Below are 26,393 nucleotides of genomic sequence, written 5' to 3' on the forward strand. Positions count from 1 at the left end.
AAACCGTATAAAAATCAACCACTGCCACCTATTTAGCCTATTTCAATCGTTTTAATTGCACTCAATATTTACGCTGCACGCTCTGTTGCCAAAACTGCTGGGATAAATGGTGGGTCTTAGTCGATAAACGCGACACTTGATCGCCCCGCGCGGCCGCATCTTGGGTCTGTTCTAGGCTCTGCTGAGCGAGATCACTGATCACATGGATAGCTCGACTAATTTCAGCGGCAACGGAGGCTTGTTGGGTCATAGCCGCAGCGTTGTCATCACTGAGGGAGTTAATTCTGGCGATGGATGACAATAACTCACCAAAGGCCACGCTCGCATCCTGGGCTAACTCAACGGAACGTTTGACCTGTTCCTGTCCTGCGACCATAGTCGAGGTCGCCTTATGGGTACTGTCCCTAAATCGGCTGACGATTTGCTCAATGTGCGAGGTCGATTGGCTGGTACGGCTCGATAATTGTCTGACTTCATCGGCCACCACGGCAAAACCACGGCCACTCTCCCCTGCTCGAGCAGCCTCAATGGCCGCATTTAAGGCTAATAGGTTAGTTTGATCGGCAATGGCGCGTATCACTTCTAATACCTGATGAATAGCCTGACTATCCTGCTCAATCGTTTGCACTACATCGGAGAAATGGCTGACCTGCACGCTCAACTGATGAATTGCATCGATAACGGTTTCTAGGCGTGAGTGGCCGCGCTGCGCCGCCTGATGACTAGACACCATTTCAGAGGCAGTGCGATGGATATTACCTGTGACTTCGGCAAAACTTGCGCTCATTTGCTCCATCGCAGTAGCCGCCTGCGTCGTTTGCTCGCTCTGGCTATCCGCATGTTCCCAAGTATTGGTAATGGTTTGTTTAAGGTTCACGCTCTGCTCTTGGATTTCGCTGGCGGAATCGGCCATGCGCCCGACCACACCGCCTATTTCGGTGATTAAAAATCGCAAGGCCAGATCCAACTTGCCTATTTCATCCTGCCGGCCGGTATACACTCCCATGGCGACGGGATCGTCAATGATATTGGTTGCTATCGACACCAACTTTTGTAACGGCTGCATCAGGTAGTACCAAGCGAGGCACGCAATGCCCATCCCCGCAATCGCCGCCACTATGGGAGAATAACTGGCAATCACAGCTGTAGTAACAATCGAAACCAGCATAGCCAGCAGAATTTTACCGCTAAAACCGAGTCTATCTTTGCGCAATGCCTTAGGTTGTTTACCCTGATTAATATCGCTGTAAATAGCCTCGGCCGCTTTGATCTGCTCGGGTGTAGCCTGGCGGCGAACGGATTGAAACTCGTGAATGGCCCCATTCTCATACACAGGTGCAACATAGGCATTCACCCAATAGTAACCGCCATGTTTCGTTTTATTTTTGACTATTCCCATCCAAGGTTTACCGCTCTTTATTCGCTCCCACAGGATTTTAAAGGCGGCGGCGGGCATATCGGCATGGCGCACTATGTTGTGCGGATTACCCTGCAACTCGTTAACACTAAACTCACTGATCTGCGAAAAGGTCTGGTTTACATATTTAATGTTGCCCTTAAGGTCAGTTGTGGACAGTAGAATGGCGTTATCAGACAGGTGTTTTTCACCCTTTGTAGAATGTGTTTGCATAGTTTATAGGGCAGACTCTCGGTAAAAAGATGGGTGGCATTTTGCCAAAAGGACAAGCTGTCTACCTTGATTAAGCTCACAATGACAGTAGAAAAATTAACCAAAAGCTAAACAAGTGATAACCATCAAACCTATAAAACCAAACATTTACGATGGAAAAAGAGGAGAGGCCCCCACAATAATGCCCAAAGCAAAGAGGCAAGAGCAATGGAAACTCGCGCTGGGTCGCAATTTTACATCTAAACCTAAATGATATCGTTTATCATTTAAATAAACTGCGTTATACTCCAAAAAATCATAGTGTCTCCACTTATGAATGCAACCCAGTTGCGCTTTGCCTCTAATGCACAGTGGCCATAATTAGCCCCAGTGCAAAAACCAAAACAGCGTCATCTAGACACGGAATGAGAAGTGGTACTTATGTCTAATACACCTGCGCTTGAAACCTCAACGCACTCCCCAGCAGCGCAAATACGCTCGTTCTCGCTGATTTCACGGGGGATTGTGCAGATTGTGCAATGGTTTAAGCAAGAGCAATCGCTATTTGCCTTCAAAGTCTTCGCCCGTGCGAGTGCAGCCCTACTCGCGGGTTATATTGCAGCCGCTACTCTGGCCTGCCTACTGACATTAGTGCTGCCCATGCCAAGGCTAGAAAGTACCTTAACCGCCAATATGTTGTCCTTTTTGTTCTATGCCATCGCTATTATTTACGCCTTTTGTGTACGTAAAACCTGGCATGCATGGCGAGATTTAGGCCTAGTGAGTTTACTGTGTTTTGGATTGATTAAGGTGTGTGGGCTGTAGGATGAAAGAGACATTTTTTAGAACCTTATCTTGGCTACATACCTGGGCAGGCTTGCTCGTATGTTGGGTACTACTGCTCATTTTCTTTGCGGGCAGTTTGAGCTATTTTCGCCATGAGATCAGCCTTTGGAATGAACCTGAGTTACATAAAGGGGTGTATCAAGACTATCGAGCCGAGACACTCGAGGAGCAATTAGACAGCGGCCAGCGCTACCTAGAAACCCATTCGCCCGAAACGGCGCAGCGCTGGATGATCAACTTCCCATCCGAGCGTAAACCCTTTTTAAGTTTTAGCTGGCAACTGCCGCCGGAAAAAGGTCAGCGCCGCGGCAAGGTAGAAGAAGATGTCGCCCTCGCCGAGGGTAGCGGCATGATCTCAGAAGTTCGCAGCAGTCGCGGTGGCGATTTTTTCTATCGGCTGCACTTTGACTTACATTATATGTCCGCAATAACCGCCCGCTATATCGTCGGCATTTGCACTATGTTTATGCTAATCGCCCTTATCAGCGGCATAGTGATCCACAAACGGATCTTCAAAGATTTATTCAGTTTTAGACGGGATAAAGGCGCCCGCTCTTGGTTAGATGCACACAATGTGAGCTCGGTTATCGCCCTGCCCTATCATCTGATGATCACTTATACGGGGCTTATTACCCTGATGCTGATCTATATCCCATGGACTGTGGATACCGCCTATTCGGGCGATAACCAAGCGTTTTTAAAGGAACTTAACCCCGCCAGACAAACCGAGAAAGCCGCAGGCATTAGCGCACCACAGGTGCAATTGAGTCAATTACTACCTCAAGTGAAAGCCGCCTGGGGTGATGCGCCAATTAAGCAAGTGATAGTGTCATACCCTAAAGATCAAAATAGCCAAGTAACCTTCTATCAAAACACAGGTAAAACTGTGACCGATGAAGCTAACATTATGATATTTAACGGTGTAAATGGTGAACTTAAATATGCCAGCCCGCACCAAACCTCGGGGGCTTTGGCAACCTACGACACTATGATGTCGCTGCACACGGCGCGTTTTGCCGCCCCATTATTACGTATATTGTTCTTTTTCTGCGGTTTATTAGGTTGCGCTATGGTCGCCACAGGCACTTTGATGTGGGCCATTCGTCTACGTCAAAAACAACAGAAAGCCATAGATAAAGGCGAGAAACCAAGCTTTGGATTGCGCTTGGTTGAAGGGTTGAACTTTATGTTTATCTTAGGATTACCCTTAGGCGCTGTGAGCTTCTTTTACGCAAACCGTCTGCTACCGACAAGCTTTGCGGGCCGCGCTGAATGGGAAGTTCACAGCTTCTTTATCGCGTTAGTGGCAATGGGAGTCTGGGCTTGTTTTGGCCGTTCACGTCGTCAGTGGCAAACGGCATTACGACTCACAGGGACCTTGTGCTGTGCGCTGCCCGTGCTCAATGCCTTCACATCGCCAAGCAATCTCATCGATAATATCCAATCCCAACAATGGGCTTTAGTCGGGTTTGATCTGCTCGCCATCCTGCTCGGCGGCGCTATGCTATTTGCCAGTCAAAAATTAACTCTGATTGCAAAGGCCGCCCCCGCGAAACGCCAGGCAAGAAAACCCTCAACGAATACCAAGACCGATAAGGCGCGCCGCGGCGAGCCAAAAACATCCCTCGCCAACGAACTCACCTCGCCTTCAATGGAGGAAGCTAAACCATGATGCCCGCATTTATTCCCGTACTTGGGATTTTAGGCTTGAGCTATCTCTCCCTCGCCCTATTTGCCTTAGCCAAATTTGGCCATTTTAAGGATGTCTTTAATCGTCCCCCGGCTCAGTGGCAGAGCCGTCTATTAAGCTTATTTGCATGGTTATTGCTGATGTTCAGCTTAAGCGCCTGCGTGCGGGATCAAGGTTGGGCGTACGGGAGTATCTTGTTTATGGGGATTATTTCCCTGGCGGCAATGCTGGTCATTCTCACCCTAAGCTACAGCCCTCGACATTTACCTATTGGCATAGTCACAGGCAGTGTACTCACTGGCAGCCTATTACTGGGCGCGGGATTATAACTTCTGCCGCTCTAAACTATAACTTCTGCCACGCTGAGCCGCTGGTCATGGCTAAGTAAGCACAGCTAGGCTATAGTGCCCTGATGTCCTTCAGATAGGAGAAAATAATGGGCTTTAACTTAACGGTTAACTGGCAAACCTCCCCCGCCGAAGAGGGCGAATTTTGCCGAGATCACAGCATTACCTTTGGTAGCGGCCAAACGATTCAGGCATCATCCGCACCCGAATACAAAGGCAATAAACATAATGTCAATCCAGAGGAAAGCCTGCTGGCGGCATTATCCTCATGCCATATGTTGACCTTCCTCGCGATTGCGCATCTTAAGCGCTTACCCGTTGTATCCTACGTAGATGAAGCCACGGCTGAACTTGGAAAAAATGATGCAGGCAAGTTAGCCGTCACCAAAATGGTGCTCAATCCTAAAGTGATATTTGCCGACGGTGTCGAGGTTAGCCGAGATACGATCGAAAAGATCCACGAGAAAGCACACGCTAACTGCTTTATTGCCAATAGTTTAGCAACGGATATCCACATCAAGTTTTAAGCTATTAGGGCAAGTTTGCGCTTAAGCTTGCTTGCCCAACATCTTTTGCGCTGTTTAAATTACACTCTATTCAGCTTAGGTCCAGCTTTTTTACCGTACGATACCTCCCACTTGAATGACTCGATTTATCAGTCTTGATTTGAAAGAGGTAAGCCATGCATATCCAATCTAACGCTTATGTCGCAAGCGTAAATGCAAGCAAATACATCAATACCAACAATTCTGCACCTTGGCTGAATTCGACCCAAACGAACTTGCCGCCCGCGTCCTCGGAAACAGTGACCATCTCCAGTGAAGCAAGACAGCTTGCGCAAATAGAGGCTCAAGGCGAAGATAAGACAGAGTCAACTCCGCTACCCAGCGTGCCGGATATGCCACAGATTGAGGACAACATCGAAAAATATGTTGCCTTTCAAGAAACCAGAATGAAATACCAGGTCGTATCCGATATGACAAACATTGCAATGGGGAATAGCGAAGGGATTTCAGCCCCGACGGCCTATTATCTAAGCAATAACGAAGAAGCTAGGGCAGCGAGTGTCAATCACCTCGCATATCAACAACAAATAAACACTATGCAAACCTATGTAGAAGCGAGTAACGATGTTGATGAATGGGCATAAAAATGGGTGTTGTCTCGGGAACTACAAGACAACACCCTAACTTTGTACCTAAGCATCTTAACCTAGATAGCTTAAATTTCAGTTAAATACTGAACTTAAACATCAACTACTTAGCTTTAATATCCTGGGCCATACCTTTTGCAGGCATAGGCTGCGCCTTTAAGGCCGGAATAGGTTGTTTCACTAGCTCATCTTTTAGGTAGCTTATCGCCGCCTCGAGCTGCGCATCTTTGCCATTAAAGGTAGCAAAAGGTAAGTTATCGACTTCGATATCCGGCGTTACGCCATGGCCTTCCAGCACCCAGCGGCCATCCATTGCATACTGTGGATACTCCGCCACCCGCGCCATTCCTTTATCGGTCAACGCATTTCGCCCAGATAACCACACGCCCGCTCCTGCCGTTTGTTTACCAATTAAGGGGGCAATACCCAGCGCTTTAATCCCTGCGGAGAAGGTTTCGCCGTCGGAATAGGTCAGTTCATCGGTTAATACTACTAAATGACCGCGGAAGGTTTGCTGCATATTGGTGTTTGGCGTGCCGTGGGTCGGTTGCCAAAACGCCCAAGCGCGGCGCAGTAACTTCTCGATAATCCAACTGTCAATATTGCCACCGCGGTTACGGCGAACGTCGATAATCAAACCCTCTTTATCGTAATTGGTATAAAACTCACGGGCGAAACTTTCAATATCCCCGCCGCCCATGGCATATAAGTGCAAATAACCCATCTTGCCCTGACTTGCATCCTCGACCACAGTTGCGTTATGGCTCACCCAATCCAAGTAACGTAATTGACTGTCCACCACAGAACTAACGGGCATGACGATGGTTTTATGGGTTTGGCTGCCACGCTTAAGCTGTAGTAATACTTGCTTATCCTGTTGATTGCGTAAAAGACGCGTGACATCGGCCACATTCGCCACTGGCGTGCCATTGATAGCCAGCAGCATATCACCTGCTTTAGCATCGACTTCGATACGATTTAACGGTGAAGCATTAGCCGGTAACTCAGGATCGTTACTGTAAATGTGCGCGATTTTAACGCCATCCGCAGTTTGTTGTAGGCGCGCACCAAGACTTGCCGCTTTAGCCGCATCGGGATCTTGAGGTATGTCACCACCGCGCACCTGTGAGTGTAAAGAATCTAACTCGCCCATCATTTGCATGAAGATGTCATTCAGTTCGTTACGATCGGTCAGGCGGTCGAGCAAAGGCTGATACTTAGCCTTAGTGGCCTGCCAATCGAGGCCGCGCATCTTCTTGTCGAAGAAAGATTCTCGGTGCATCAACCACGCATCTTCAAACATTTGCTGCCATTCAAGCTGCGGAGAAATCGCTAACTGCCATTGTTCCGTTTGCACTTTGGCATTATCCGTATCGCCTAATTTATCGCCGCCATCAACAATCAGGAGTGATTTCTCATTACTGTGCTTACGTAGCATCAGCTTTTTACCATCGGCAGAAACCTCATATTGGCCAATGTCCTCGGCAAAAACCTCGGCTTTGGGGCTTAATCGGTCAAATTTGATGGTCATTAAATTAGGTGCAACATCGTCGCCAATCGCTTGATCTAACAGATAAAGTCTATCATCGACGACGCGCAGCTTACTGTAATTGCCTGAATCGACAGGCACTTGCCATAAACGCTGGGAGATCCCCACCCAATCGATTTTCACTGGACTCGGTTTATCCTTAGCATCGGTTTTTTCAACTTGATTAGATTCGAGTTCATTGGGTTTACTAAAGGGGAATTTGGCATTTTTGACCAGTGCGATGGCAAAAATTTGGCTGCGTTTATCAAACACTGGCCCCATATTTCTATCGCCCCAGGGTGAACTTGGCGTAGCGCTGAATTGGCGGTTTGATAGGAAATATAGCCACTGGCCGTCACGGCTAAAGGTTGGTGAATAGGACTCGTATTTGTCGCTGGTGAGTGTCTCTGCCTTATTTTCATCCACAGAGTAAAGGACGATTTGCGGTCTTTGTTTACCGATTTCCGACTTAGTTAAGGCAATAAAACGGCTATCTCCGGACCAGCGGATATCGGCGTAAGGCCCAAGTCCCTCGCCGTTAGTGATGATTTTTTGATTGGTATTTTTCTTTAAGTCGAGCAGCCACACGTTGCCATCGTTATCATCATGGGCGATAAATCGACCGTCACTGGACAAATTAAGACTCATTCTTAAAGTATGACCATCTTTGGTTAACTGTTTAACGCCACTGCTGCCATCGGCGGGGAATTGCCAAATTTCCTGTTGGCCCGTCATATCGCTAATCGCATAAACCGACTTGCCATCTTGGCTCAACACCGCTTCCCTAACGCGATAAGTCCCCGGCAGTGCCACTTGCACTAAACGCGAGCCATCAATACCCGCGATCGCCACGTGGCTGCGGGCGGTGATCACCACTTTATCGCCAGCGGGGGCCAAATTAGTCGAAGAAGCGTAATCCATAGGATCTTTTACCCAATGCTCACGGCGCTCGGCAAAATCGGAAATGAGTTCAATATTGAGTAACGAGTCTTTAGCGGCCGCAATATCAAACACATGGATATCCGCACCTAACTGGAATACCACTTTGCCTTGATCCATACGCGCACCGCGGACTTGCCAATCTTTAAATTGGGTCAACTGTTTTGCATCTGAACCATCGAGCGCACTCGACCAGATATTGTCGTTGCCATCGCTGTCGCTGATAAAATAGAGTCTGTCCTGCCATAGCATAGGTTGGCGCACTGAGCCGTCGTGTTGGCCGCTGAGTAACTGTGCTTCGGTTTTGCTGCCGAGTTTAAAGCGCCATAATTCGCCCTTTGCACCGCCACGGTATACTTTGGCGTTATCGCCAGTCACCTGCAGACCAAAGCGGGTGAAGTACACATATTCGTTGCGATCATCAATCACACCTTCGACCGCATCGGCTAAGGGTAAATCTGTGGTGGTGAGGGTTTTAGGATCGACGCTGCGCAGCATCCAATTATTAGCAGGGCCAAAGCCTGTGTCGGTGGAATATAAAATCTCACCTTTGGCAGTCCAGCCCTGAACCCGCACACGGCTATTTTCAAAACTCACCCGTTTAGCCACACCGCCGGTAATGGGGATCACATACACTTCGCTCGCGCCTTCATAGTTGGCAACGTAAGCAACCCACTTACCGTCGGCCGAAATAGTCGCCCCTAGCTCTTCTGCGGGTAAGCTTGTTAAGCGAGTCGCCGCTTTTTGGCCTAAGGTCTGAGTCCATAAATCCCCTTCTGCGGTAAAGACTAAGGTTTGATCCTGCAGGGCTGGCGCGCGGTAATAGCCTTGATTATTCACGGCAGCGATGGCGTGGGTCGCAGTTAAAGTGCCTAGGGCGAGCATACAGCAGGCGACGGAATGACGAAGTTTCATAAATGGCCTTTATCCTATTGTTATTGTTAGCAATGGATCCTTTGCATGGACTTTGTAATGAGCTTTTGTAATAAGCTTTTGCGCAATGTGCGTTAATCAAACCTAAGGTTTGATAATTTAGCCCATCAAGCTAGCAGAATTTGATAGAGAGTTCAGTAACTTCAAAACGAAGAAGTTTTAGCAAATGTGTCATAGCGTTACCAGCAGGCAGCGGTAAAAAGGGGAGCTTCGCTCCCCCAAACTCGCAATGATGTGTACTTAGCCTAAGACTAGGCGAGCAGGGTCAATAAATGTGCCTTCAATTTGGCAAAGTCTGCGGGTAACTGGGCGGATAAAATCGCCTTAGTCGCCACAGCCTCAAGCTCGGCAGGCAGTGGTAAGTTAAGCTTAAGCTCCCTATCCACTACGTCCTTAAACTTAGCGGGATGCGCCGTACCTAAGAATATGCCCACTTCATCGGGCACTAAGGTTAAAGATAAGGCCTTAGCCGCAATCGCCGCGTGGGGCTCAGACACATAACCTTGAGCATGTAACTCAGCTAATGCCTGTGAAGTTTGCTCCTCCGATAAACGAATACCCACTAAGCTACTCAGTGGCCAGCCTAATTTCTCACAAATGGCTTCCACTCGCGGCCAATTACTGGGCTCACTCACATCCATGGCATTGGACATAGTCGCTTGAGTCGGATTGGGCTGCCATTGGCCATTGTCTAAATAGCGCGGCACAGTATCGTTGGCATTGGTCGCGGCGATAAAGCGTTTAACCGGTAATCCCATGGCTTTAGCAAATAAACCTGCGGTGAGGTTGCCAAAGTTACCACTTGGCACCGAAATCACAGGATCGGCTTCATGCCGTTGTTTAGACTGGGCAACCGCTTCAAAGTAATAGCAAATTTGCGCGAGTAAGCGGCTGATGTTGATAGAGTTCGCCGAGTTTAAGCTCAAACCATCACGGACTTCTGGATCATCAAAGGCCCGCTTAACCAGATCTTGGCAGGCATCAAAGTCAGACTCGATAGCAACTGTATGAATATTTTTGCCTAAAGTCGTGAACATCTTCTCCTGCAGTTCGCTAATTTTGCCCTTAGGATAGAGCACCACCACATTGACTTTCTCAAGCCCGAAAAAGGCATCGGCAACTGCGGCGCCAGTGTCACCCGAGGTCGCCGTCAAAATGGTTAAACGTGTGTCACCGACAAAGGCATTGACGCACTGCGCCATAAAACGAGCGCCAAAATCTTTAAACGCTAGGGTTGGACCGTGGAACAATTCGAGGCAGGCACGCTGCTCATCGACGGCAACTAAAGGTAACTCGAAGTTAAAGGCACGCTCAACTAATTCATCGACCGCATCTTGGCCTAATTCAGAGGCAAGCCAGGCGCCGAGTACTTTTTTACTGCGCTCAACGAATGGCAATGCCAGCAGCGCTTCAATATCGTCTAGTACAGGTATTTGGCTGGGGAAGAACAAACCTCTGTCTTTCCCTAATCCTAGTTGTACCGCTTCCTTAAAGCTCACTTTCTGCGAAGGGTGTTTTAAATTATACAGTTCCATGCTTACTCAACCTTTTGATGCTAAAGCTTAAATGCGAATTTTTGTTGCTAGTCTTAGCTAAATTGACGATTAATCGACTCTACGCGTGCCCTGCTCATCGAGGCGACACACGTGGGCAAAACCACCCGCCTCGGTGAGATAATGCTGCTCTAACCAAGTTTTAGCGATATTTGCCGTGGCTAAATCATCTGTAATCGAAAACAGCGTTGGGCCGCTGCCGGAAATCCCCGTAGTCAACATGCCTAAATCGGCTAACGCGGCTCTGGCCTTGTCGTAACCCGGGATCGCGGCGGCGCGGTAAGGCTCGGCTAACACATCCTTTAATACGCTGATCGCAAGCTTGGCATTCTGCTGGTAAGACGCATGTACAAAGGCACTTAAATAGCGACCAAAATCGATAGTGACACTTTTATCATATTGATCAGGCATGAGTTTACGCATCATTGCCGTTGAGAGTGAAATCCCGGGATAGGCCACAACCCAATACCATTCTTTAAAACTCGGTATCGCTTCGCAAACTGTGCCCGACACATTGAGCATCAATTGCATGCCGCCCAAGTAACAAGGCGCAACGTTGTCATAGTGCACACTGCCGCTGATCTTACCTTCAAACTCGCCCATCAGTTCAAGCAGTGCTTGCTCGCTATAGGGTCTGTCAAAATGTTCATTCAAGGCATATAACGCCGCCACGACCGAGCTTGCACTCGATCCTAACCCGCTGCCAACGGGCAGGTTCTTTTCCAGTGTCAGTGCCACGCCTTCATCTACTTTACCCAACTCGGTTAAGAACTCCTTACTCAGGGCAGCTAAAAAGAACTCGGCACATTGGTACACAATATTATCTTTTGGATTATCAGGCAGTTTATGGGCCCAAATGCCAGTTTGTGTCAGGCTCACACCCGACTCTGCCGCGGCGATTGTCACTCTATCGCCCAGTAAACTGCCATCAATCGGCGCCAATGCTGCACCGAGTAAATCAAAACCGACTCCCACGTTACCCATAGAGGCTGGAGCGTAAACAGTCAAACTCATACACTCACCTCACGAGTCCAATTCAAAGTTCTTAATACATCGGCAAAGGCGCCGGCGGCGGTTACTTCAGTCCCTGCGCCATAGCCGCGTAGCACAAAGGGAATGGGCTGATAATAACGACTGTAGAATGCCAAGGCATTTTCACCGCCTTTAACGCTATAAAGCGGATCATTTGCATCCACTTCGGCGATACGCACACGACACACACCATCCTCGATTTGCCCAACATAACGCAGCACTTTACCTTGGGCTTTGGCCTGCGCCACTTTTGCGGCAATTACGGCATCAACTTGCGGCAATCGTGCCATAAAGCTTTCAACATCACCTGAATCATCAAACTCGGCAGGCAATACAGATTCCACCTGCACATCACTGAGCTCTAGCTTTAGTCCCACTTCACGGGCAAGAATGAGCACCTTACGCGCCACATCCATACCGCTCAAATCATCACGGGGATCGGGCTCAGTAAAACATTTTTCCCTCGCAAGACCAGTCGCTTCAGACAGTGTCATGCCTTCATCGAGCATACCGAAGATAAAGGATAAAGAACCCGATAAAATACCGTTAAACTTATGCAGTTTATCACCCGCAAATAACAGTTTTTTCAGGTTATCGATCACAGGTAAACCCGCGCCGACTGTGGTTTCATATAAAAATTGGCGACGCTGTTTTAATGCCGTTTGGCGCAGTGCTTGGTAATAAGCATAATCGCGGGTATTAGACTTTTTGTTCGGCGTGACCACATGCAAACCTGCGTTCATCACATCCAAATACAGGTTCGACACTTGCTCGCTCGAAGTGCAATCCACCAGCACTGGATTGAGTAACTGTTGCTCTTTCACCCATGCGAGTAGCGCAGGAATATCACAGGCTTGCTGACTATCGGCAAGTAAACTAGACCAGTTGCTTAAGTCGATACCCGCGCTGTCGAGTAGCATCTTATTTGAGTTCACAATTCCACAAACTCGGATACTGATATGTTGATCCTTCAAGACTGGCGCCTGCTGTTTGATTTGCTCGAGTAAACCCGCGCCCACATTGCCGCAACCCACTAGAAACACATCTAAATATTGCTGCACATCGAAAAAGCCTTGATGACAAGCCGCCACCGCATGCTTTGTCTTTCGCTGCTCGATTACCGTTGAAATCGAGCGTTCGGACGAACCTTGCGCAATGGCGATAATGTTCACGCTTGCCTGTGCTAAGGCTTGAAAGAAACGCGCCGCAACCCCTTTGTGGGTACGCATGCCATCACCAATCAAAGAAACGATGGCCAGCTCATGGCGCATAGCGATAGGCTCAAGCAAATCACTTTTTATTTCTAATTCAAACTCTTGCTCTAAAGCCCATTTCACTTTGGCCGAATCAGACGTCGCCACACAGAAGCTGATGCTGTATTCAGAGGAGCTTTGGGTGATGAGAGACACAGACACGCCGCTGCGGGAAATTGCCGCCAGAGTACGACTCGCCATGCCAACCATGCCCTTCATACCTGGGCCAGAAACATCAAACATAGTTTGATTATCGAGATTGGAAATAGCCTTAACCTGCAAACCGCTCTTATCGGCTTGATTGGATACCAAAGTGCCGGGGGCATCGGGGTTAAAACTGTTTTTGATATAACAGGGAATATGGAACTGAGCGATAGGGGCAATCGTCTTAGGATGCAGTACCTTAGCACCAAAATAGGAAAGCTCCATCGCCTCTTGATAACTGAGCTGAGACAAGAGTTTAGCGTCGGCAACCACCCGAGGATCGGTATTATAGACACCGTCGACATCGGTCCAGATCTCACAGCTTGAAGCATCTAAACAGGCGGCCAGCACGGCGGCAGAATAGTCAGAGCCATTGCGGCCTAAAGTAACAGCTTTACCTTGGTCATCGGCGGCGGTGAAACCTGGCATCACCCACACCCGCTTTTCCCCGAGGGTTAAACTTTTGAATCTTGGTTTACTGACGCCGATATCAACGACGGACTCCAACGGTTTCCCCCGCCCCAAAAATAATGCACGGGGGTCGAGCAAACCCGATGTAATACCCTTTGCTAGCATGACTTGCTCCATCAAGGCCGCAGAAAGTCGCTCACCCGCCACCACGATTTCGGCACGTATTCCATCGGGACACTCTTGCAACAAGGCAATCCCACGGAGTCTATCTTGCCATAACGCCAACTGACTCGCTAAACCTGCAAACAAATGTTCACTTTGGGCACTAGAGAGTCCAGAAGCCACCGCATCTTGGTAAAGCGAGGTAAATACCCGTTCAACATGTTGTATCACTGGGGAATAATCTTCGCCTTTAACTGCAACGTCGACCATTTCTAATAACGCATTGGTCACAGTTGCAGGGGCCGATAGCACAGTGGCTATGGGTTCTAGCTTAGATGACTTGGCAACGATATCCGCAGCCATCGAGAATCGCTGCCAATTTGCAAGCGAGGTACCACCAAATTTCATTACTTTCATTTTATTCTCCTGTGTACCGCGCCCGACTTAGAAATAAGAGCTAGAAACAAAAAAGCCCGCTTCTTTGTGGGAAGCGGGCTTATCGTTAAAATTCTTTAGGGTGTATCAGCCCGCCCCCACTGTTGTTGTAGTGGTGGTTGTAATAATGGTAATTACTACGAAACCTAGGCTATGCATGTGTTTGGGCTAATCCATGTTAACTTCTTAATAAACAGAATTGCTTTTTTTACCCGCGCTTGTCAACCCCTAAAATGGATTATTTATAGGCAAATCTTAAGGCTCAACAAAATGCTGCATCAAGATTAGTTAATATAAAGTTTTCCAGGGATAAAAATGCGGTTTATGCAAAGGATAACTGTTGACGTTAACGTAAGACCACCAAAAAAACACATAAAAATCACTTATTTTTCATAAAATTATTTATCAGTTATTTTTTATGGCTCATTTATTTGTTCCATCTTGTCACTCAGAGCATATTGGTAGGCTAACAAGCAAAAATCACATTACACATACTCCACAGCACAAAACAGCGGTTAATCCTCCGAAAAAAAAGCTGTGCGATATCTAACATAAGCTGCTTCAAATTATCGCCAGCGTCAAAAAAGCACGTTATTATGCGCGCACATTCCGAACCGGAGGCGATATGAAGATCACCCAACACAGCGCGGTAACCATTCATTACCGTTTATCAGACCAAGAAGGCAGACTGCTAGAAGACTCTTTTAGCGCAGAACCTATGCTGTATTTGCATGGCACCGAAAACCTGATCCCAGGTTTAGAAGCGGCGTTAGAAGGCAAAGTCAAAGGCGAAAAACTTGACGTGACCATCAGCGCCGAAGAAGCCTACGGCCCTTACCACGATGGTCTGCGCCAAGCCGTTCCCTTAGAAGCCTTTGGTGATATCGAAGATATCGTCCCAGGTATGCGTTTTATTGCCGAAACTGAAATGGGCCAACGCCCAGTTCAAGTTGTCGAAGTCAAGGATGATGTTGTCATCGTCGATGGAAATCATCCTTTAGCAGGTCAAGCCTTGAGCTTTAACATCGAAATTCTTGATGTGCGTGAAGGGACTGCCGAAGAAATCGCCCACGGCCATATCCACGCCCATGGCGGTTGTGGCAGTCATGGCCATGATCACGACCACGGTGGTGGTTGCTGTGGTAGTTCAAGCAAAGAAGAAGCGGGCGGCTGCTGTGGTGGTTCTGACCACGATCATGGACATCACCATGAAGAGCACGAAGCCTGTGACACGCCTAAAACTGGCTGTGATGGCAATGGTGGTTGTGGCTGCCGCGGTTAATAAGACACTCGGCTTAAGTGTAAAACTAGCCTTAACTTAGCTAAGTTTTTCACTTTACAGTAATGAAGCACTTCCTTACATAAGGGAGTGCTTTTTTTATACAGAAATGATTATAATTTGTTAGTAAGCTCTAAAACAGAGTTACATTTTGGAATCAACAACTACTTATCTGAATATTTTCAATTCGATATGATGTTAAATTTAAGCGACGGAGTGCTTATGCTAGCTAAACCTTTGTATGAAATTTTGCCCTATGTTTATATGGCGCTTGGTAGTTCGAGCTTTATTGCACTCGATATCGATTACGCCGTAATAGCGGCTACTGTGATTTTTATACTAGGAGCAAGGATCTATATTCAGCGGTCTCAAAACCGTCGCACCGATCCGGAAAGACGTAGGAAATCCGGCCATCTTCCTGAAATAATTTACAATTTCCTACCTTTTATCTATCTATTCGCCGCGCTATCTATTTTCAAGTTCATGCCAAAGGATCTTTATCCACTACTCGCCATTTGCCTGCTGAGCTACAGTCTGTATATTTTGCTTAGACGTGCACTCTATCGCCGTCACAGATTGCCAGCATCACCTCATTTTTGATAACCAACTAAGGCGCCCTTGAGCGCCATCAATTGTTGTTCCACTAATCGATAAGTTTCTGAATTGTCCCCCTATGCTCTGGAGTCATATTCTTCAAATAGTTAGAACAGCGGGTAATAGTTGCAATACTCACCTGAAATTCAGCCGCGATTTGTCTTTGGCTCATTTCACCATTGAGTAGTAGCTGAAAAACCTTGAGCCGTCCCGCGATAGCGCTACGTTCCTCTTCGGTTAACAGTAAATGAAATAGCACGGAAAGATCTTCATAATTCCCATGGCTCAAAATCCGTTCTAGCACTAAATCCCAGTTTGCTCGCATAATCGCCCCAAAAGTACTGTTAAAGCATTACATTGGCAGTCTAACAGATTTACTTGCGTAACAAATAACTTGTTACGTTTCTTCATACTATCTAGACAAAAACTGACAAAATTGCTTCTAGTACATCAAGTTAATTTGTGTACAATAGAGGCGCAATGTCACACTTCGACGCTAATTTGTGAGAATACAATGAAAAAATTACTCCTTACTCTTGTGGCCAGCACCACCTTACTGGTTTCAGCAGCTCAAGCACACAATTTCGAAGATGCAAAAGATGCGATTGAATATCGCCAATCCGCATTTAGCCTTATTGCCTATAACTTCGGTGATATGGGAGCCATGATGAAAGGTAAAAAGCCTTTCGAAGCAGAAACCTTTGCAATGCGCGCAGCCAATGTTGCTGCGTTATCAAAAATTCCTTTTGAAGGTTTTATTGACGGTTCGGATAAAGGCGAAACCGAAGCTTTAGCTAAAGTATGGCAAGATAGAGCGGATTTCGATGCAAAAATGAAAACCTTCCAAGAAAATGCAGCCATTCTAGCGACTGTTGCACAAAAGGGTGATCAAGCCGCAATCAAGCAAGCCTTTATGGACACAGGTAAAAGCTGCAAAGGTTGCCACGACACTTATAAGAAAGACTAAATTTTCCGCCATAAAAAAGCCTGCAATTTCGCAGGCTTTTTTTATGGGGCAACTTCTCTACAAAACTTGCACTATTGGCCAGATTAGGTAGAAAAATACCACTGTTGCTAACAAGGCCAATAGCATTAAAGCCAACCACACAGACTTAAACGTTAATTGGCTCGAATGTGCAGAAGATAGCTCAACGCGAGGAATTTTCTTATAACCACTGAGCATAGCGCCCACTAATCTATCACCTTTAATGGCATGCACTATAACAGCCAAAACATGAACACCACTCAGCAACAGGATAAAATTAAAATTCAACTTATGCAGCCAGGTTAAAAAAGCGCTGCTATCAGAGCTAACATAACGGTATAGCGGCCCCTCAGTGAAAATGTCATCCGTTGCAAATAACCCTGTCACTAATTGCAAACTGATGACAGCAATCAATACCACAACCATATAGCCACCCATAGGGTTATGCCCGATCACCCTAGAGACGCCTTTCGTTCTCGCCTCCTTAAGATATTCCATCACAATTTTAGGATGGTGCACAAAATGACTAAATTTAGCGGTATCGCTGCCTATCAGCCCCCACAAAAGACGAAATCCAATCAAGATCAATAAACTGTAGGCAAAAATTTGATGCCATTGCATTTCACCTGCATCGGCACTCCACCAGAGTAAGGCCATCAGCAGCACCATAGCCCAATGAAAAATGCGTGTAGGTAAATCCCATACTTTAATTTTGACGTGCTCTGTTTTCATAAAACTGGCCCACCCGAGTGAACTAATGAAATTAAGTGGAGGTATTTTATCGGGATTTAGTCAGAAACTTAAAGTAAAGATAGGTAAATAAGGGAAAAGACAGCGGAGTTATCCCATCAAATATGGCCTGATTCCGCAGGCATTACAAGGCTTTTGAGCTGAGAATTCTCGATATTTGTCTAAGCGATCAAATATCCAACGAACAGATTCTAACTGGGACAAAAATGTGATTTAGATCTCGTTTTTGATGGCTAAGATTGGTAATCTGAAATCCAAGGAAACAACAGAAGGTTCGACATATGCTAAAGATTACGAGCAAGCAACTAGAAGTCACTGCCCCAATCCGTGAACGCATTGAAAGCCGTTTTGAAAAACTTTCTAGGCACGATGTGCAGTTGATAAATCCCCATGTAATCATCACAGAGGAGAAACCTGGTTTCAAAATTGAAGCATCGGTTGGCATCCCAAATGGAGAACTTTTTGCTCAAGCTAAACACGAAAATCTTTATACGGCTATTACTGCCATGGGTCAGAAATTAGAGAAGCAACTCAATCGATTAACCCATAAACCTGAAGCTCAACGTTTTGTTTCAGTCGTACAATCTGACGATGCTATTAACAACATGGATGAATATGAGGAGGAAGATGCAGCTTAAGCGATTCAGAGTTAGTGAGGGACACATCACTTCGAGAGGCATTAAGTAGAAAGCATTTAAATTGTTTACCGTTTCCTGCAAAGGCTCAATGAATCATCAAAATGATTAGCAAGAAACTACACGGCATATTAAATATCTACTACACTTTACAAAGTGACAGCAAGAATCGAAGTGATGTGAATTAAGCTAAAATGATAAACATTTAAAAATCAACCATTAATCTAACCAATGTAAGGAGCGCAAAACAATCAATACCTACAACACTTAGCATTTTAGTGTTCACTATAGTTAACTAGGTTTAACTTTCACCATTAAGCTTTACTGATTCTTAGTTTTTATCGGCTCCACCTTTATTCAACTGATGTCATTGGATAGGAGAACACGAGGAACTTATTGAAAACAGCTAAACTAGCTTTCACAGCGTTGAGTTATTTGATAAAAACGTTATCTAACAACATCTTTATCTCAAATGGAGCAACCGTCATTTATTAGCAACACGCATTAACTCTATTAATTATCGACTACATAAGTAGAAGCACAATCACTATAGAGGAGCAAAAACAGTCTAGTCATACATTAACGACGCTAAGGTATAACTTAAGATAATAAGGTTGACCTAATAGCTAACAAAAAAAACTAAAAGGAGTAAAAAAACTAGTGTTGAATTTTGCAGTTTCTACAGACATACAAAATTTTTAATAACCATAGAGGAGGGCCGTTAGTTCAGAAGATATACATGAGTATGTTACAGTCGAAATATTAGTAAGTGCATGTTTATTTATAGGTTAGAGTCAACTGTTAGTGAAAATGTAATACTGTAATAAGATAGATAGTTACATTATTACAGCAATACCATGTGAATTAAGCGAGTGATAAGGCTAAGCTGCTTAACAGCAATATGTACCAAGTACACAAATGATGAGCCGTAAACTGCTTATTGATAAACGTAAGTCAGATAGAAGCAAGTGTTAGTGTTAGAAGCAAGTGTTAGTGTTAGAAGCAAGTGTTAGTGTTAGAAGCAAGTGTTAGCGTTAGAAGCAAGTGTTAGTTTTTATGCAAGTGTTAGTTTTTATGCAAGTGTTAGTTGTTATGTAAAGTGATAGGTAACCCAAGGATAAATAGGGTTTAGTTAATTTGATGTTCACTGACATAAGGAGGATAAACTCGCTTGACCAGATATGCTATCTCAGACCAGCGCACCTCCGGGTGCGCTATTTTTTTATTACCGTGGAATCAGAGGCGAGGCTGTCCATAAGAGGTTATTCATAATTCTGTGTCAGGTTAATTTCACAGATCGATATGGTTTTCTAAGCGCCCCTCGAAATGGATTGAGAGCTGTGATAGCGTCAAATTCCAAGAGGCTGTTCATAATTCTGTGTCAGGTTAATTTCACAGATCGATGTGGTTTTCTAAGCCCCCTCAAAACAGGACAAGGCTAGCATTAACCAAAATGTCCTTTTAGTGTAAACTTGCCTTTCGTCAATTATCTGAAAGCAAGGCATTGAAATCATGACCCAAGCGCTGTTTTATCTGATGCCGCCAATGGAATCTGGATCGGCAACAAATCATACAGACAGTAAGCTAACGATAAGTGCAACTTCAGAGATGTATCAACTCGCTTGCCACGTCGCACAGCAAGCTTTTATTAAGCAACAGTCTGTTTATATTCACTGCCAAAATAAAGAAGTCGCTTTTGAAATTGACGAACTCTTATGGCAATTTGAACCATCAGCATTTGTACCACACAACTTGAAAGGTGAAGGTCCTGTAACAGGTTCTCCCGTTGAAATCGGTTTTGATCGCCTTGGCGCCAATAAAAGTCGCCAACTTCTGATTAATCTTGCAGACCAAGTGCCTCCATTTGCGGTAAACTTTGGCCAAATCATCGATTTTGTTGCCAATGACCAACAGCATAAAGCTGTCGCCCGCGAACGCTATCGGCAGTATCGCGACTTAGGTGTCGAGTTAACGACCCAAAATTTGGCAACACATCCATTTAATTAGTTTGAGACAGACACGTTCCCATGGAAAAAACATACGATCCGCAGTCCATCGAGCAAGCTCTTTACCAAAACTGGGAAGAGCAAGGTTACTTCAAGCCACACGGCGATGAATCCCAAGGCAATTATTGCATCATGATCCCGCCACCTAACGTGACGGGCAGCTTGCACATGGGCCACGCCTTCCAAGACACCATCATGGATACCTTGACCCGTTACCAACGGATGAAAGGCAAAAATACCCTATGGCAAGTCGGTACTGACCACGCGGGTATCGCCACCCAAATGTTAGTCGAACGTAAACTTGAAGCCGAAGAAGGTAAAAGCCGCCATGACCTAGGTCGCGATGCCTTTATGGATAAAGTGTGGGAATGGAAAGCGCAATCGGGCGGCACTATCACTAAGCAGCTACGTCGTATGGGCGCTTCTGTCGATTGGGACCGCGAGCGTTTCACTATGGACGAAGGCTTATCTAAGGCCGTGCAAGAAGTGTTTGTGCGTCTGTATGAAGACGATTTGATTTATCGTGGTAAACGTTTGGTCAACTGGGATCCTAAACTGCATACCGCCATTTCTGATCTCGAAGTGGAAAATAAAGAAAAACAGGGCCATATGTGGCACCTGCGTTATCCACTGGCTGACGGTGAATTGACTGCCGATGGTAAAGACTATTTAGAAGTCGCAACCACTCGTCCAGAAACCATGCTCGGCGACAGTGCGGTGGCAGTGCATCCCGATGATGAACGCTATCAAGCCTTGATTGGCAAATATATTCTACTGCCAATAGTGAATCGCCGCATTCCTATCGTCGCCGACGATTACGTCGATATGGCCTTTGGTACAGGTTGCGTGAAGATCACCCCTGCCCATGACTTTAACGACTATGAAGTCGGTAAACGTCATAGCCTGCCCATGTTCAACGTGCTGACCTTAGATGCCGCCATTCGCGTAAGCGCCGAAGTGGTTAACTCTGACGGCACCTTTAACAAAACCCTCGATGGCAGCTTGCCTAAGCGCTTTGCCGGACTTGATCGTTTTAAAGCGCGCGATGCTATCGTCGCTGAATTTGAAACCTTAGGCCTGCTCGAAAAAATCGCGCCACACGCCTTGAAAGTCCCTTATGGCGATCGCTCAGGTGTGGTTATCGAACCGATGCTAACCGACCAATGGTATGTGGCTGTTGCGCCCATGGCGAAAACAGCTATCGAAGCCGTTGAAAACGGCAGCATCAAATTTGTGCCACAGCAATACGAGAACATGTACTTCTCGTGGATGCGTGACATTCAAGACTGGTGTATTTCGCGTCAATTGTGGTGGGGTCACCGCATCCCTGCATGGTACGACGAAAATGGCAAAGTCTATGTCGGCCGCAACGAAGCCGATGTACGTGCTAAGCACAATATCGCCGACTCTATGACATTACGCCAAGACGAAGACGTACTGGACACTTGGTTCAGCTCAGCCCTGTGGACGTTCTCAACCTTAGGTTGGCCTGACAATTTAGAAGATTTAAAAACCTTCCACCCAACCGACGTGTTGGTGACAGGTTTTGACATCATCTTCTTCTGGGTTGCCCGTATGATCATGATGACAATGCACTTCATCAAAGATGAAGACGGCAAGCCACAAGTCCCGTTCAAAACCGTATATGTGACTGGCCTTATCCGCGATGAAGCGGGTAACAAGATGTCAAAATCTAAGGGTAACGTACTCGATCCATTAGATATGATCGACGGTATTGATTTAGAAACGCTAGTTGAAAAACGTACCGGTAATATGATGCAGCCACAACTGGCCGCTAAAATTGAAAAGAGCACTCGCAAAGAGTTCGAAAATGGCATAGAAGCCCACGGTACTGATGCACTGCGCTTTACGCTTGCGGCGATGGCCTCAACGGGTCGTGACATCAACTGGGACATGAAGCGCTTAGACGGTTACCGTAGCTTCTGTAACAAGTTGTGGAACGCTTCACGCTATGTGCTGATGAACACAGAAGATCAAGATTGCGGCCCAGGCTCACCACAATACAAAGGCGGCGAGCTAGAACTGTCGTTGGCCGATCGCTGGATTATTGGTTTATTCAATCAAACCGTTAAGACATTTGACGATCACATGGCGGCCTATCGTTTCGACTTAGCGGCCAATACCCTGTATGAGTTCACTTGGAACCAGTTCTGTGACTGGTACTTAGAGTTAACCAAACCGGTATTGCAGAACGGCAGCGAAACGCAAATGCGCGGCACCCGCCACACCTTAGTGACAGTGCTCGAAGCGATGCAGCGTCTGATGCACCCTATGATGCCGTATATCACTGAAACCATTTGGCAGCGTGTTAAACCGTTAGCAGGTGTCACAGGTGATACCATTATGCTTGCGCCGTTCCCAACATTTGATGCCGCTAAAGTCGATAGTGCAGCAATGGCCGATTTAGAATGGGTTAAGCAAGTGATTGTCGCCGTGCGTAACATTCGCGCCGAACTGAACATTGCCCCATCTAAGCCACTAAATGCCCTACTCCGTGGTGTTAGCGCGCAGGATAAAGCCCGTGTAGAAGCAAACCAAACCTTCTTCACCACACTTGCTCGCTTAGAAAGCATGACGATTCTAGGTGAAGGTGAAACTGCTCCTATGTCGACCACAGGCTTGATTGGCGAGATGGAGCTGCTGATCCCTATGGCAGGCTTAATCGATGTCGCCGCCGAAATGGCCCGTATCGACAAACAGCTTGAAAAACTCGGCCAAGAGATCGCGCGCATCGAAGGTAAATTGTCAAACCAAGGCTTCGTGGCAAAAGCGCCAGCTGAAGTTATCGACAAAGAGCGCGCTAAGATGGCCGATATCAAGCGTGACATGGACAAGCTGAATGAACAAAAATCAGAGTTCGCTAAGTTAGAAGCTTAAGCTTCTCACTTGTTATGATTGACTTGTTCTAATTGACAATTCAGTTGAATAAAGGGCAGCCACTAGGCTGCCCTTCTCATATGTATAACGCTGTAATCCATGGGTTATTTTGAGTCTGGCGCTTATTAAACCAAAACCAATTCTAAACACGGCCTCACTTGCCTACTGCTCTGCATTAAAACCACATAACGATTTATCTTAATCACTCACGTTGTCCATTGCTCCTGACGCCTTAAACAACCCATCTGCGCCGATATGAGTTATCTCCACGCACTGAGCCCAAACTGCGGATAACGAGTCTCGAAACAAACACTGAAAGACGACCAATAAAAAAGCCCTGCAATTGCTTGCAGGGCTTATCTATATGGTGCGCATGGAAGGAGTCGAACCTCCGACCGCCTGGTTCGTAGCCAGGTACTCTATCCAGCTGAGCTACATGCGCAAATCATTTTCTGGTTATTACAATCTAACCAACAGACCTGAGTTTAGAAGACACACTCGAGTCTCGCAAATTAATCCTCTATTCCTCGATAAGAGAATAGAATGGCGGAGAAGGAGGGATTCGAACCCTCGATGGGAGTTAAAGCCCATACTCCCTTAGCAGGGGAGCGCCTTCGGCCACTCGGCCACCTCTCCGCAAAATCTGCATTTGTAAGCAAGCTTACATAATTGGTGCGCGTGGAAGGAGTCGAACCTCCGACCGCCTGGTTCGTAGCCAGGTACTCTATCCAGCTGAGCTACACGCGCATTTTTGCTTTTTGCTGATAAACAATTAGCCTATCAACTAATTTGGTGCGCATGGAAGGAGTCGAACCTCCGACCACCTGGTTCGTAGCCAGGTACTCTATCCAGCTGAGCTACATGCGCATTTTTAACTTTTTATCACAACACAAAAGCATTGAGATTGAATTGGTGCGCGTGGAAGGAGTCGAACCTCCGACCGCCTGGTTCGTAGCCAGGTACTCTATCCAGCTGAGCTACACGCGCATTTTTACTGCTTACTAGAAGCAACTAGCTACAAAATTTCAAACTGAAATTCAAACCCGATGAGTTAACAATAACTAATGCAGAGATGGTGCGCATGGAAGGAGTCGAACCTCCGACCGCCTGGTTCGTAGCCAGGTACTCTATCCAGCTGAGCTACATGCGCGACTTGTATCTTTTTTGCTTCAATAAAAAATGGTGCGCATGGAAGGAGTCGAACCTCCGACCGCCTGGTTCGTAGCCAGGTACTCTATCCAGCTGAGCTACATGCGCACTGTTTTCTATCGGTAAGAAATGGCGGAGAAGGAGGGATTCGAACCCTCGATGGGAGTTAAAGCCCATACTCCCTTAGCAGGGGAGCGCCTTCGGCCACTCGGCCACCTCTCCGTTTTCTTGGCGCACATATTACTGTTTGACGAAAATAAGTCAAACCCTTTTTCTGAAACAGATTCCATTTGGACTGTTTTTAATCACATTGCTGTTATATCAAGCCAATGTGTTGATTTGCGCCAATCTTTCGCTCTAAAAAATAAAAAAGCCAGTTAAAAAACTGACTCTTCTGCGTCCATAATACTCACGTCGAAACGCAGTATTAAAAGTTACCACCTTCTGATGGCGAACCCGATTTTTCAGATTGAATGCGTTGATAGATTTCTTCACGGTGAACAGAAACCTCTTTCGGTGCATTCACACCAATACGCACTTGATTGCCTTTTACCCCTAGCACTGTAACTGTGACTTCATCACCAATCATCAGTGTTTCGCCAACACGACGAGTCAAAATCAGCATTCGATAGCTCCTTTATTTCCTAATTCAGCTTACACACGGCACTCATCCGGTAGATGGGCTTATTATAAGGTCAGCTTAGTACAAATTAATAGTATTCAATACTCAAACGGTTATTTAATTACACCTTATTTAGCTCGAAAGCGTGATGTAACGCCCGAACCGCCTTGTGTAAGTCCCTTTCATCGATCACGGTTGACAACTTACTCCCCGACGTCGAGAGTAACTTAGCATGGATTGTTTCATTACCCAAGACCTCTAACATCTTAGTCAATAATCCAATTTTTTCCTGTAAACCTTTGCCAACTAAAGATACTTTTGCACGTTGCCGCTCAACAATCAATTGGCCTAGATCAAGGCTAGCGCTTAAAGCTTCGAGTTCTTGCAAAAGAATATCCACTTTTGCTTCCGCCAGCATAAAACTCACGCTGTCAGCGGGACTATCCTCATTCAGCCTCAAGGGCGTTATAAATTCGACATCAATCTCCAAGCGCGATAAACAGGCTAAAAGAGCCTGATAACGTTCACTCGTCGTGAATAATCCATCTATGGTCAAAGTTGCTAAAGCTTTATTAACCGCAATACCCTGAACTAACGAGGCTATCGCGACTTCAGATTCATCACCAAATTGAATTAATGTCCCTTGTCCAGCCTCGAAACTCGAGAGCACCCGTAAAGGCACCCTAAACCGCTCTGCATATTCAACGGAATCAGGATGCAATACCTTAGCGCCAAGCTTAGCCATTTCGAGCATAACATCGAAACCAATCACATCGAGACGACGGGCGCTGCTATCGATATTAGGATCTGTGGTAAACACCCCAGCCACATCGGTGAAAATCTGGCACTCATCGGCTCTCAATGCTGCGGCTAAGGCAACCGCAGTGGTATCCGAACCACCACGCCCTAAGGTCGTTACGTCCCCATGGGGATCAATACCTTGAAATCCCGCCACAATGGGCACTATGCCATCGGCGAGCAAGGACTCGAGATAAGCCGTATCGACATGCTCAATACTCGCCCGACCAAACTGACTATTAGTATGGATTTGAACCTGATCCCCCGTGAGCGACTTAGCCTTAATCCCACGGCGCTGCAGGGCAATTGCCATCAAGGCAATACTGATTTGCTCCCCCGTCGAAACGAGCATATCAAGTTCCCGCGCACTCGCGCGGGGATCGATTTGCGCCGCTAGCGCAAAAAGGCGATTGGTTTCACCTGCCATGGCCGATAAAACCAGCACCTGCTGTTCACCACTGTGGGCGGACTTTGCAATCTGCTCGGCAACCACTTCGATACGTTCGATAGAACCCACCGAAGTGCCGCCAAACTTTTTCACAAAAAGCTTGCTACCACTAAGCTTTCGTTTTTCGAGCACAG

Annotated in this window: 20 protein-coding genes and 8 tRNA genes; 11 read left to right on the top strand and 17 right to left on the bottom strand. The window is 46.5% G+C overall.

Features of this window, described 5'->3' with window-relative positions; translation table 11 throughout:
• Positions 1 to 61: 61 nt before the first annotated feature.
• Positions 62 to 1,630, bottom strand: a complete 1,569-nt coding sequence (locus tag JFT56_RS13985) for a methyl-accepting chemotaxis protein (RefSeq protein ID WP_198780666.1) — start codon at positions 1,628 to 1,630, stop codon at positions 62 to 64.
• Positions 1,631 to 2,050: 420 nt separating this feature from the next.
• Between JFT56_RS13985 and JFT56_RS13990 the strand changes: the two genes are divergently transcribed.
• The 5 genes from JFT56_RS13990 to JFT56_RS14010 all read left to right on the top strand — a co-directional run bounded on the left by JFT56_RS13990 (position 2,051) and on the right by JFT56_RS14010 (position 5,642).
• Positions 2,051 to 2,434, top strand: a complete 384-nt coding sequence (locus tag JFT56_RS13990; RefSeq protein ID WP_198780667.1) for a DUF3649 domain-containing protein — start codon at positions 2,051 to 2,053, stop codon at positions 2,432 to 2,434.
• A 1-nt stretch (position 2,435) separates the two neighbouring features.
• Positions 2,436 to 4,127, top strand: coding sequence for a PepSY-associated TM helix domain-containing protein (locus JFT56_RS13995; RefSeq protein ID WP_198780668.1), 1,692 nt, complete (start codon positions 2,436 to 2,438; stop codon positions 4,125 to 4,127).
• Positions 4,124 to 4,474 carry a DUF3325 domain-containing protein gene (locus JFT56_RS14000; protein WP_198780669.1) on the top strand — a complete coding sequence of 117 codons (351 nt, stop codon included), beginning with the start codon at positions 4,124 to 4,126 and terminating at the stop codon, positions 4,472 to 4,474. Before JFT56_RS13995 ends, JFT56_RS14000 begins: the two co-directional genes overlap by 4 nt.
• A 107-nt stretch (positions 4,475 to 4,581) precedes the next feature.
• The gene (locus JFT56_RS14005) at positions 4,582 to 5,019 is read left to right on the top strand and encodes an OsmC family protein (RefSeq protein ID WP_198780670.1); all 438 of its coding nucleotides are present in this window, start codon (positions 4,582 to 4,584) and stop codon (positions 5,017 to 5,019) included.
• A 155-nt stretch (positions 5,020 to 5,174) separates the two neighbouring features.
• Positions 5,175 to 5,642, top strand: coding sequence for a hypothetical protein (locus JFT56_RS14010; protein ID WP_198780671.1), 468 nt, complete (start codon positions 5,175 to 5,177; stop codon positions 5,640 to 5,642).
• Between the two features lie 106 nt (positions 5,643 to 5,748).
• Here the strand turns inward: JFT56_RS14010 and JFT56_RS14015 are convergent, their stop codons facing one another.
• The 4 genes from JFT56_RS14015 to thrA all read right to left on the bottom strand — a co-directional run bounded on the left by JFT56_RS14015 (position 5,749) and on the right by thrA (position 14,077).
• A complete protein-coding gene (locus JFT56_RS14015; protein WP_198780672.1) occupies positions 5,749 to 9,027 on the bottom strand; it encodes a S41 family peptidase in 3,279 nt (1,092 codons plus the stop codon).
• 269 nt (positions 9,028 to 9,296) lie between these two features.
• Positions 9,297 to 10,580: a threonine synthase gene (gene thrC, locus JFT56_RS14020; RefSeq protein ID WP_198780673.1), complete on the bottom strand. Its 1,284-nt coding sequence runs from the start codon at positions 10,578 to 10,580 to the stop codon at positions 9,297 to 9,299.
• A 69-nt stretch (positions 10,581 to 10,649) separates the two neighbouring features.
• Entirely contained in the window at positions 10,650 to 11,612 is a 963-nt protein-coding gene (gene thrB / locus JFT56_RS14025; protein ID WP_198780674.1) for a homoserine kinase, read from the bottom strand.
• Positions 11,609 to 14,077 (bottom strand): bifunctional aspartate kinase/homoserine dehydrogenase I, encoded by a 2,469-nt coding sequence (thrA, locus tag JFT56_RS14030; RefSeq protein ID WP_198780675.1) that lies wholly within the window; start codon positions 14,075 to 14,077, stop codon positions 11,609 to 11,611. Before thrA ends, thrB begins: the two co-directional genes overlap by 4 nt.
• A 643-nt stretch (positions 14,078 to 14,720) precedes the next feature.
• Between thrA and slyD the strand changes: the two genes are divergently transcribed.
• Together slyD and JFT56_RS14040 are read left to right on the top strand one after the other, a co-directional pair.
• Positions 14,721 to 15,377, top strand: a complete 657-nt coding sequence (gene slyD, locus JFT56_RS14035; protein ID WP_198780676.1) for a peptidylprolyl isomerase — start codon at positions 14,721 to 14,723, stop codon at positions 15,375 to 15,377.
• A gap of 219 nt (positions 15,378 to 15,596) precedes the next feature.
• A complete protein-coding gene (locus JFT56_RS14040) occupies positions 15,597 to 15,974 on the top strand; it encodes a hypothetical protein (protein ID WP_198780677.1) in 378 nt (125 codons plus the stop codon).
• Positions 15,975 to 16,017: 43 nt separating this feature from the next.
• On the opposite strand, the gene trpR is transcribed toward JFT56_RS14040, so the two are convergent.
• Complete coding sequence (gene trpR / locus JFT56_RS14045) at positions 16,018 to 16,293, bottom strand: trp operon repressor (RefSeq protein ID WP_198780678.1); 276 nt, start codon at positions 16,291 to 16,293, stop codon at positions 16,018 to 16,020.
• Between the two features lie 189 nt (positions 16,294 to 16,482).
• Between trpR and JFT56_RS14050 the strand changes: the two genes are divergently transcribed.
• Positions 16,483 to 16,935, top strand: coding sequence for a c-type cytochrome (locus JFT56_RS14050; protein WP_198780679.1), 453 nt, complete (start codon positions 16,483 to 16,485; stop codon positions 16,933 to 16,935).
• Positions 16,936 to 16,992: 57 nt separating this feature from the next.
• Here the strand turns inward: JFT56_RS14050 and JFT56_RS14055 are convergent, their stop codons facing one another.
• Positions 16,993 to 17,685: a cytochrome b/b6 domain-containing protein gene (locus JFT56_RS14055; protein ID WP_198780680.1), complete on the bottom strand. Its 693-nt coding sequence runs from the start codon at positions 17,683 to 17,685 to the stop codon at positions 16,993 to 16,995.
• 299 nt (positions 17,686 to 17,984) lie between these two features.
• Between JFT56_RS14055 and hpf the strand changes: the two genes are divergently transcribed.
• The 3 genes from hpf to JFT56_RS14070 all read left to right on the top strand — a co-directional run bounded on the left by hpf (position 17,985) and on the right by JFT56_RS14070 (position 23,242).
• The gene (gene hpf, locus JFT56_RS14060; RefSeq protein WP_198780681.1) at positions 17,985 to 18,341 is read left to right on the top strand and encodes a ribosome hibernation-promoting factor, HPF/YfiA family; all 357 of its coding nucleotides are present in this window, start codon (positions 17,985 to 17,987) and stop codon (positions 18,339 to 18,341) included.
• Between the two features lie 1,509 nt (positions 18,342 to 19,850).
• Positions 19,851 to 20,345: a DNA polymerase III subunit chi gene (locus JFT56_RS14065; protein ID WP_198780682.1), complete on the top strand. Its 495-nt coding sequence runs from the start codon at positions 19,851 to 19,853 to the stop codon at positions 20,343 to 20,345.
• 20 nt (positions 20,346 to 20,365) lie between these two features.
• The gene (locus tag JFT56_RS14070) at positions 20,366 to 23,242 is read left to right on the top strand and encodes a valine--tRNA ligase (RefSeq protein ID WP_198780683.1); all 2,877 of its coding nucleotides are present in this window, start codon (positions 20,366 to 20,368) and stop codon (positions 23,240 to 23,242) included.
• A gap of 365 nt (positions 23,243 to 23,607) precedes the next feature.
• Here JFT56_RS14070 and JFT56_RS14075 read toward each other — a convergent pair.
• The 10 genes from JFT56_RS14075 to JFT56_RS14120 all read right to left on the bottom strand — a co-directional run bounded on the left by JFT56_RS14075 (position 23,608) and on the right by JFT56_RS14120 (position 26,391).
• Positions 23,608 to 23,684, bottom strand: a tRNA-Arg gene (locus JFT56_RS14075).
• Between the two features lie 102 nt (positions 23,685 to 23,786).
• A tRNA-Ser gene (locus JFT56_RS14080) sits at positions 23,787 to 23,878 on the bottom strand.
• 34 nt (positions 23,879 to 23,912) lie between these two features.
• Positions 23,913 to 23,989, bottom strand: a tRNA-Arg gene (locus JFT56_RS14085).
• 43 nt (positions 23,990 to 24,032) lie between these two features.
• Positions 24,033 to 24,109 (bottom strand) — tRNA-Arg (locus tag JFT56_RS14090).
• A 43-nt stretch (positions 24,110 to 24,152) separates the two neighbouring features.
• Positions 24,153 to 24,229 (bottom strand) — tRNA-Arg (locus JFT56_RS14095).
• 86 nt (positions 24,230 to 24,315) lie between these two features.
• Positions 24,316 to 24,392, bottom strand: a tRNA-Arg gene (locus tag JFT56_RS14100).
• A gap of 30 nt (positions 24,393 to 24,422) precedes the next feature.
• A tRNA-Arg gene (locus JFT56_RS14105) sits at positions 24,423 to 24,499 on the bottom strand.
• 22 nt (positions 24,500 to 24,521) lie between these two features.
• Positions 24,522 to 24,613 (bottom strand) — tRNA-Ser (locus JFT56_RS14110).
• Positions 24,614 to 24,818: 205 nt separating this feature from the next.
• Complete coding sequence (gene csrA, locus JFT56_RS14115) at positions 24,819 to 25,016, bottom strand: carbon storage regulator CsrA (protein WP_007649794.1); 198 nt, start codon at positions 25,014 to 25,016, stop codon at positions 24,819 to 24,821.
• Between the two features lie 118 nt (positions 25,017 to 25,134).
• A complete protein-coding gene (locus tag JFT56_RS14120; RefSeq protein ID WP_198780684.1) occupies positions 25,135 to 26,391 on the bottom strand; it encodes an aspartate kinase in 1,257 nt (418 codons plus the stop codon).
• Positions 26,392 to 26,393 lie beyond the last annotated feature (2 nt).

This window comes from Shewanella putrefaciens, from assembly GCF_016406305.1.
GTDB classification, from domain to species: Bacteria; Pseudomonadota; Gammaproteobacteria; order Enterobacterales; family Shewanellaceae; genus Shewanella; species Shewanella putrefaciens_C.

Excerpts from the sequence above, each read along its gene's own strand:
- JFT56_RS13995 (WP_198780668.1), top strand. The coding sequence starts at position 2,436 with ATGAAAGAGACATTTTTTAGAACCTTATCTTGGCTACATACCTGGGCA.
- JFT56_RS14010 (WP_198780671.1), top strand. The coding sequence starts at position 5,175 with ATGCATATCCAATCTAACGCTTATGTCGCAAGCGTAAATGCAAGCAAA.
- JFT56_RS14070 (WP_198780683.1), top strand. The coding sequence starts at position 20,366 with ATGGAAAAAACATACGATCCGCAGTCCATCGAGCAAGCTCTTTACCAA.
- JFT56_RS14050 (WP_198780679.1), top strand. The coding sequence starts at position 16,483 with ATGAAAAAATTACTCCTTACTCTTGTGGCCAGCACCACCTTACTGGTT.
- slyD (WP_198780676.1), top strand. The coding sequence starts at position 14,721 with ATGAAGATCACCCAACACAGCGCGGTAACCATTCATTACCGTTTATCA.
- thrC (WP_198780673.1), bottom strand. The coding sequence starts at position 10,580 with ATGGAACTGTATAATTTAAAACACCCTTCGCAGAAAGTGAGCTTTAAG.
- JFT56_RS14015 (WP_198780672.1), bottom strand. The coding sequence starts at position 9,027 with ATGAAACTTCGTCATTCCGTCGCCTGCTGTATGCTCGCCCTAGGCACT.
- trpR (WP_198780678.1), bottom strand. The coding sequence starts at position 16,293 with ATGCGAGCAAACTGGGATTTAGTGCTAGAACGGATTTTGAGCCATGGG.
- JFT56_RS14005 (WP_198780670.1), top strand. The coding sequence starts at position 4,582 with ATGGGCTTTAACTTAACGGTTAACTGGCAAACCTCCCCCGCCGAAGAG.
- JFT56_RS13985 (WP_198780666.1), bottom strand. The coding sequence starts at position 1,630 with ATGCAAACACATTCTACAAAGGGTGAAAAACACCTGTCTGATAACGCC.
- JFT56_RS14040 (WP_198780677.1), top strand. The coding sequence starts at position 15,597 with ATGCTAGCTAAACCTTTGTATGAAATTTTGCCCTATGTTTATATGGCG.
- csrA (WP_007649794.1), bottom strand. The coding sequence starts at position 25,016 with ATGCTGATTTTGACTCGTCGTGTTGGCGAAACACTGATGATTGGTGAT.
- JFT56_RS13990 (WP_198780667.1), top strand. The coding sequence starts at position 2,051 with ATGTCTAATACACCTGCGCTTGAAACCTCAACGCACTCCCCAGCAGCG.
- thrA (WP_198780675.1), bottom strand. The coding sequence starts at position 14,077 with ATGAAAGTAATGAAATTTGGTGGTACCTCGCTTGCAAATTGGCAGCGA.
- JFT56_RS14000 (WP_198780669.1), top strand. The coding sequence starts at position 4,124 with ATGATGCCCGCATTTATTCCCGTACTTGGGATTTTAGGCTTGAGCTAT.
- JFT56_RS14065 (WP_198780682.1), top strand. The coding sequence starts at position 19,851 with ATGACCCAAGCGCTGTTTTATCTGATGCCGCCAATGGAATCTGGATCG.
- hpf (WP_198780681.1), top strand. The coding sequence starts at position 17,985 with ATGCTAAAGATTACGAGCAAGCAACTAGAAGTCACTGCCCCAATCCGT.
- thrB (WP_198780674.1), bottom strand. The coding sequence starts at position 11,612 with ATGAGTTTGACTGTTTACGCTCCAGCCTCTATGGGTAACGTGGGAGTC.
- JFT56_RS14055 (WP_198780680.1), bottom strand. The coding sequence starts at position 17,685 with ATGAAAACAGAGCACGTCAAAATTAAAGTATGGGATTTACCTACACGC.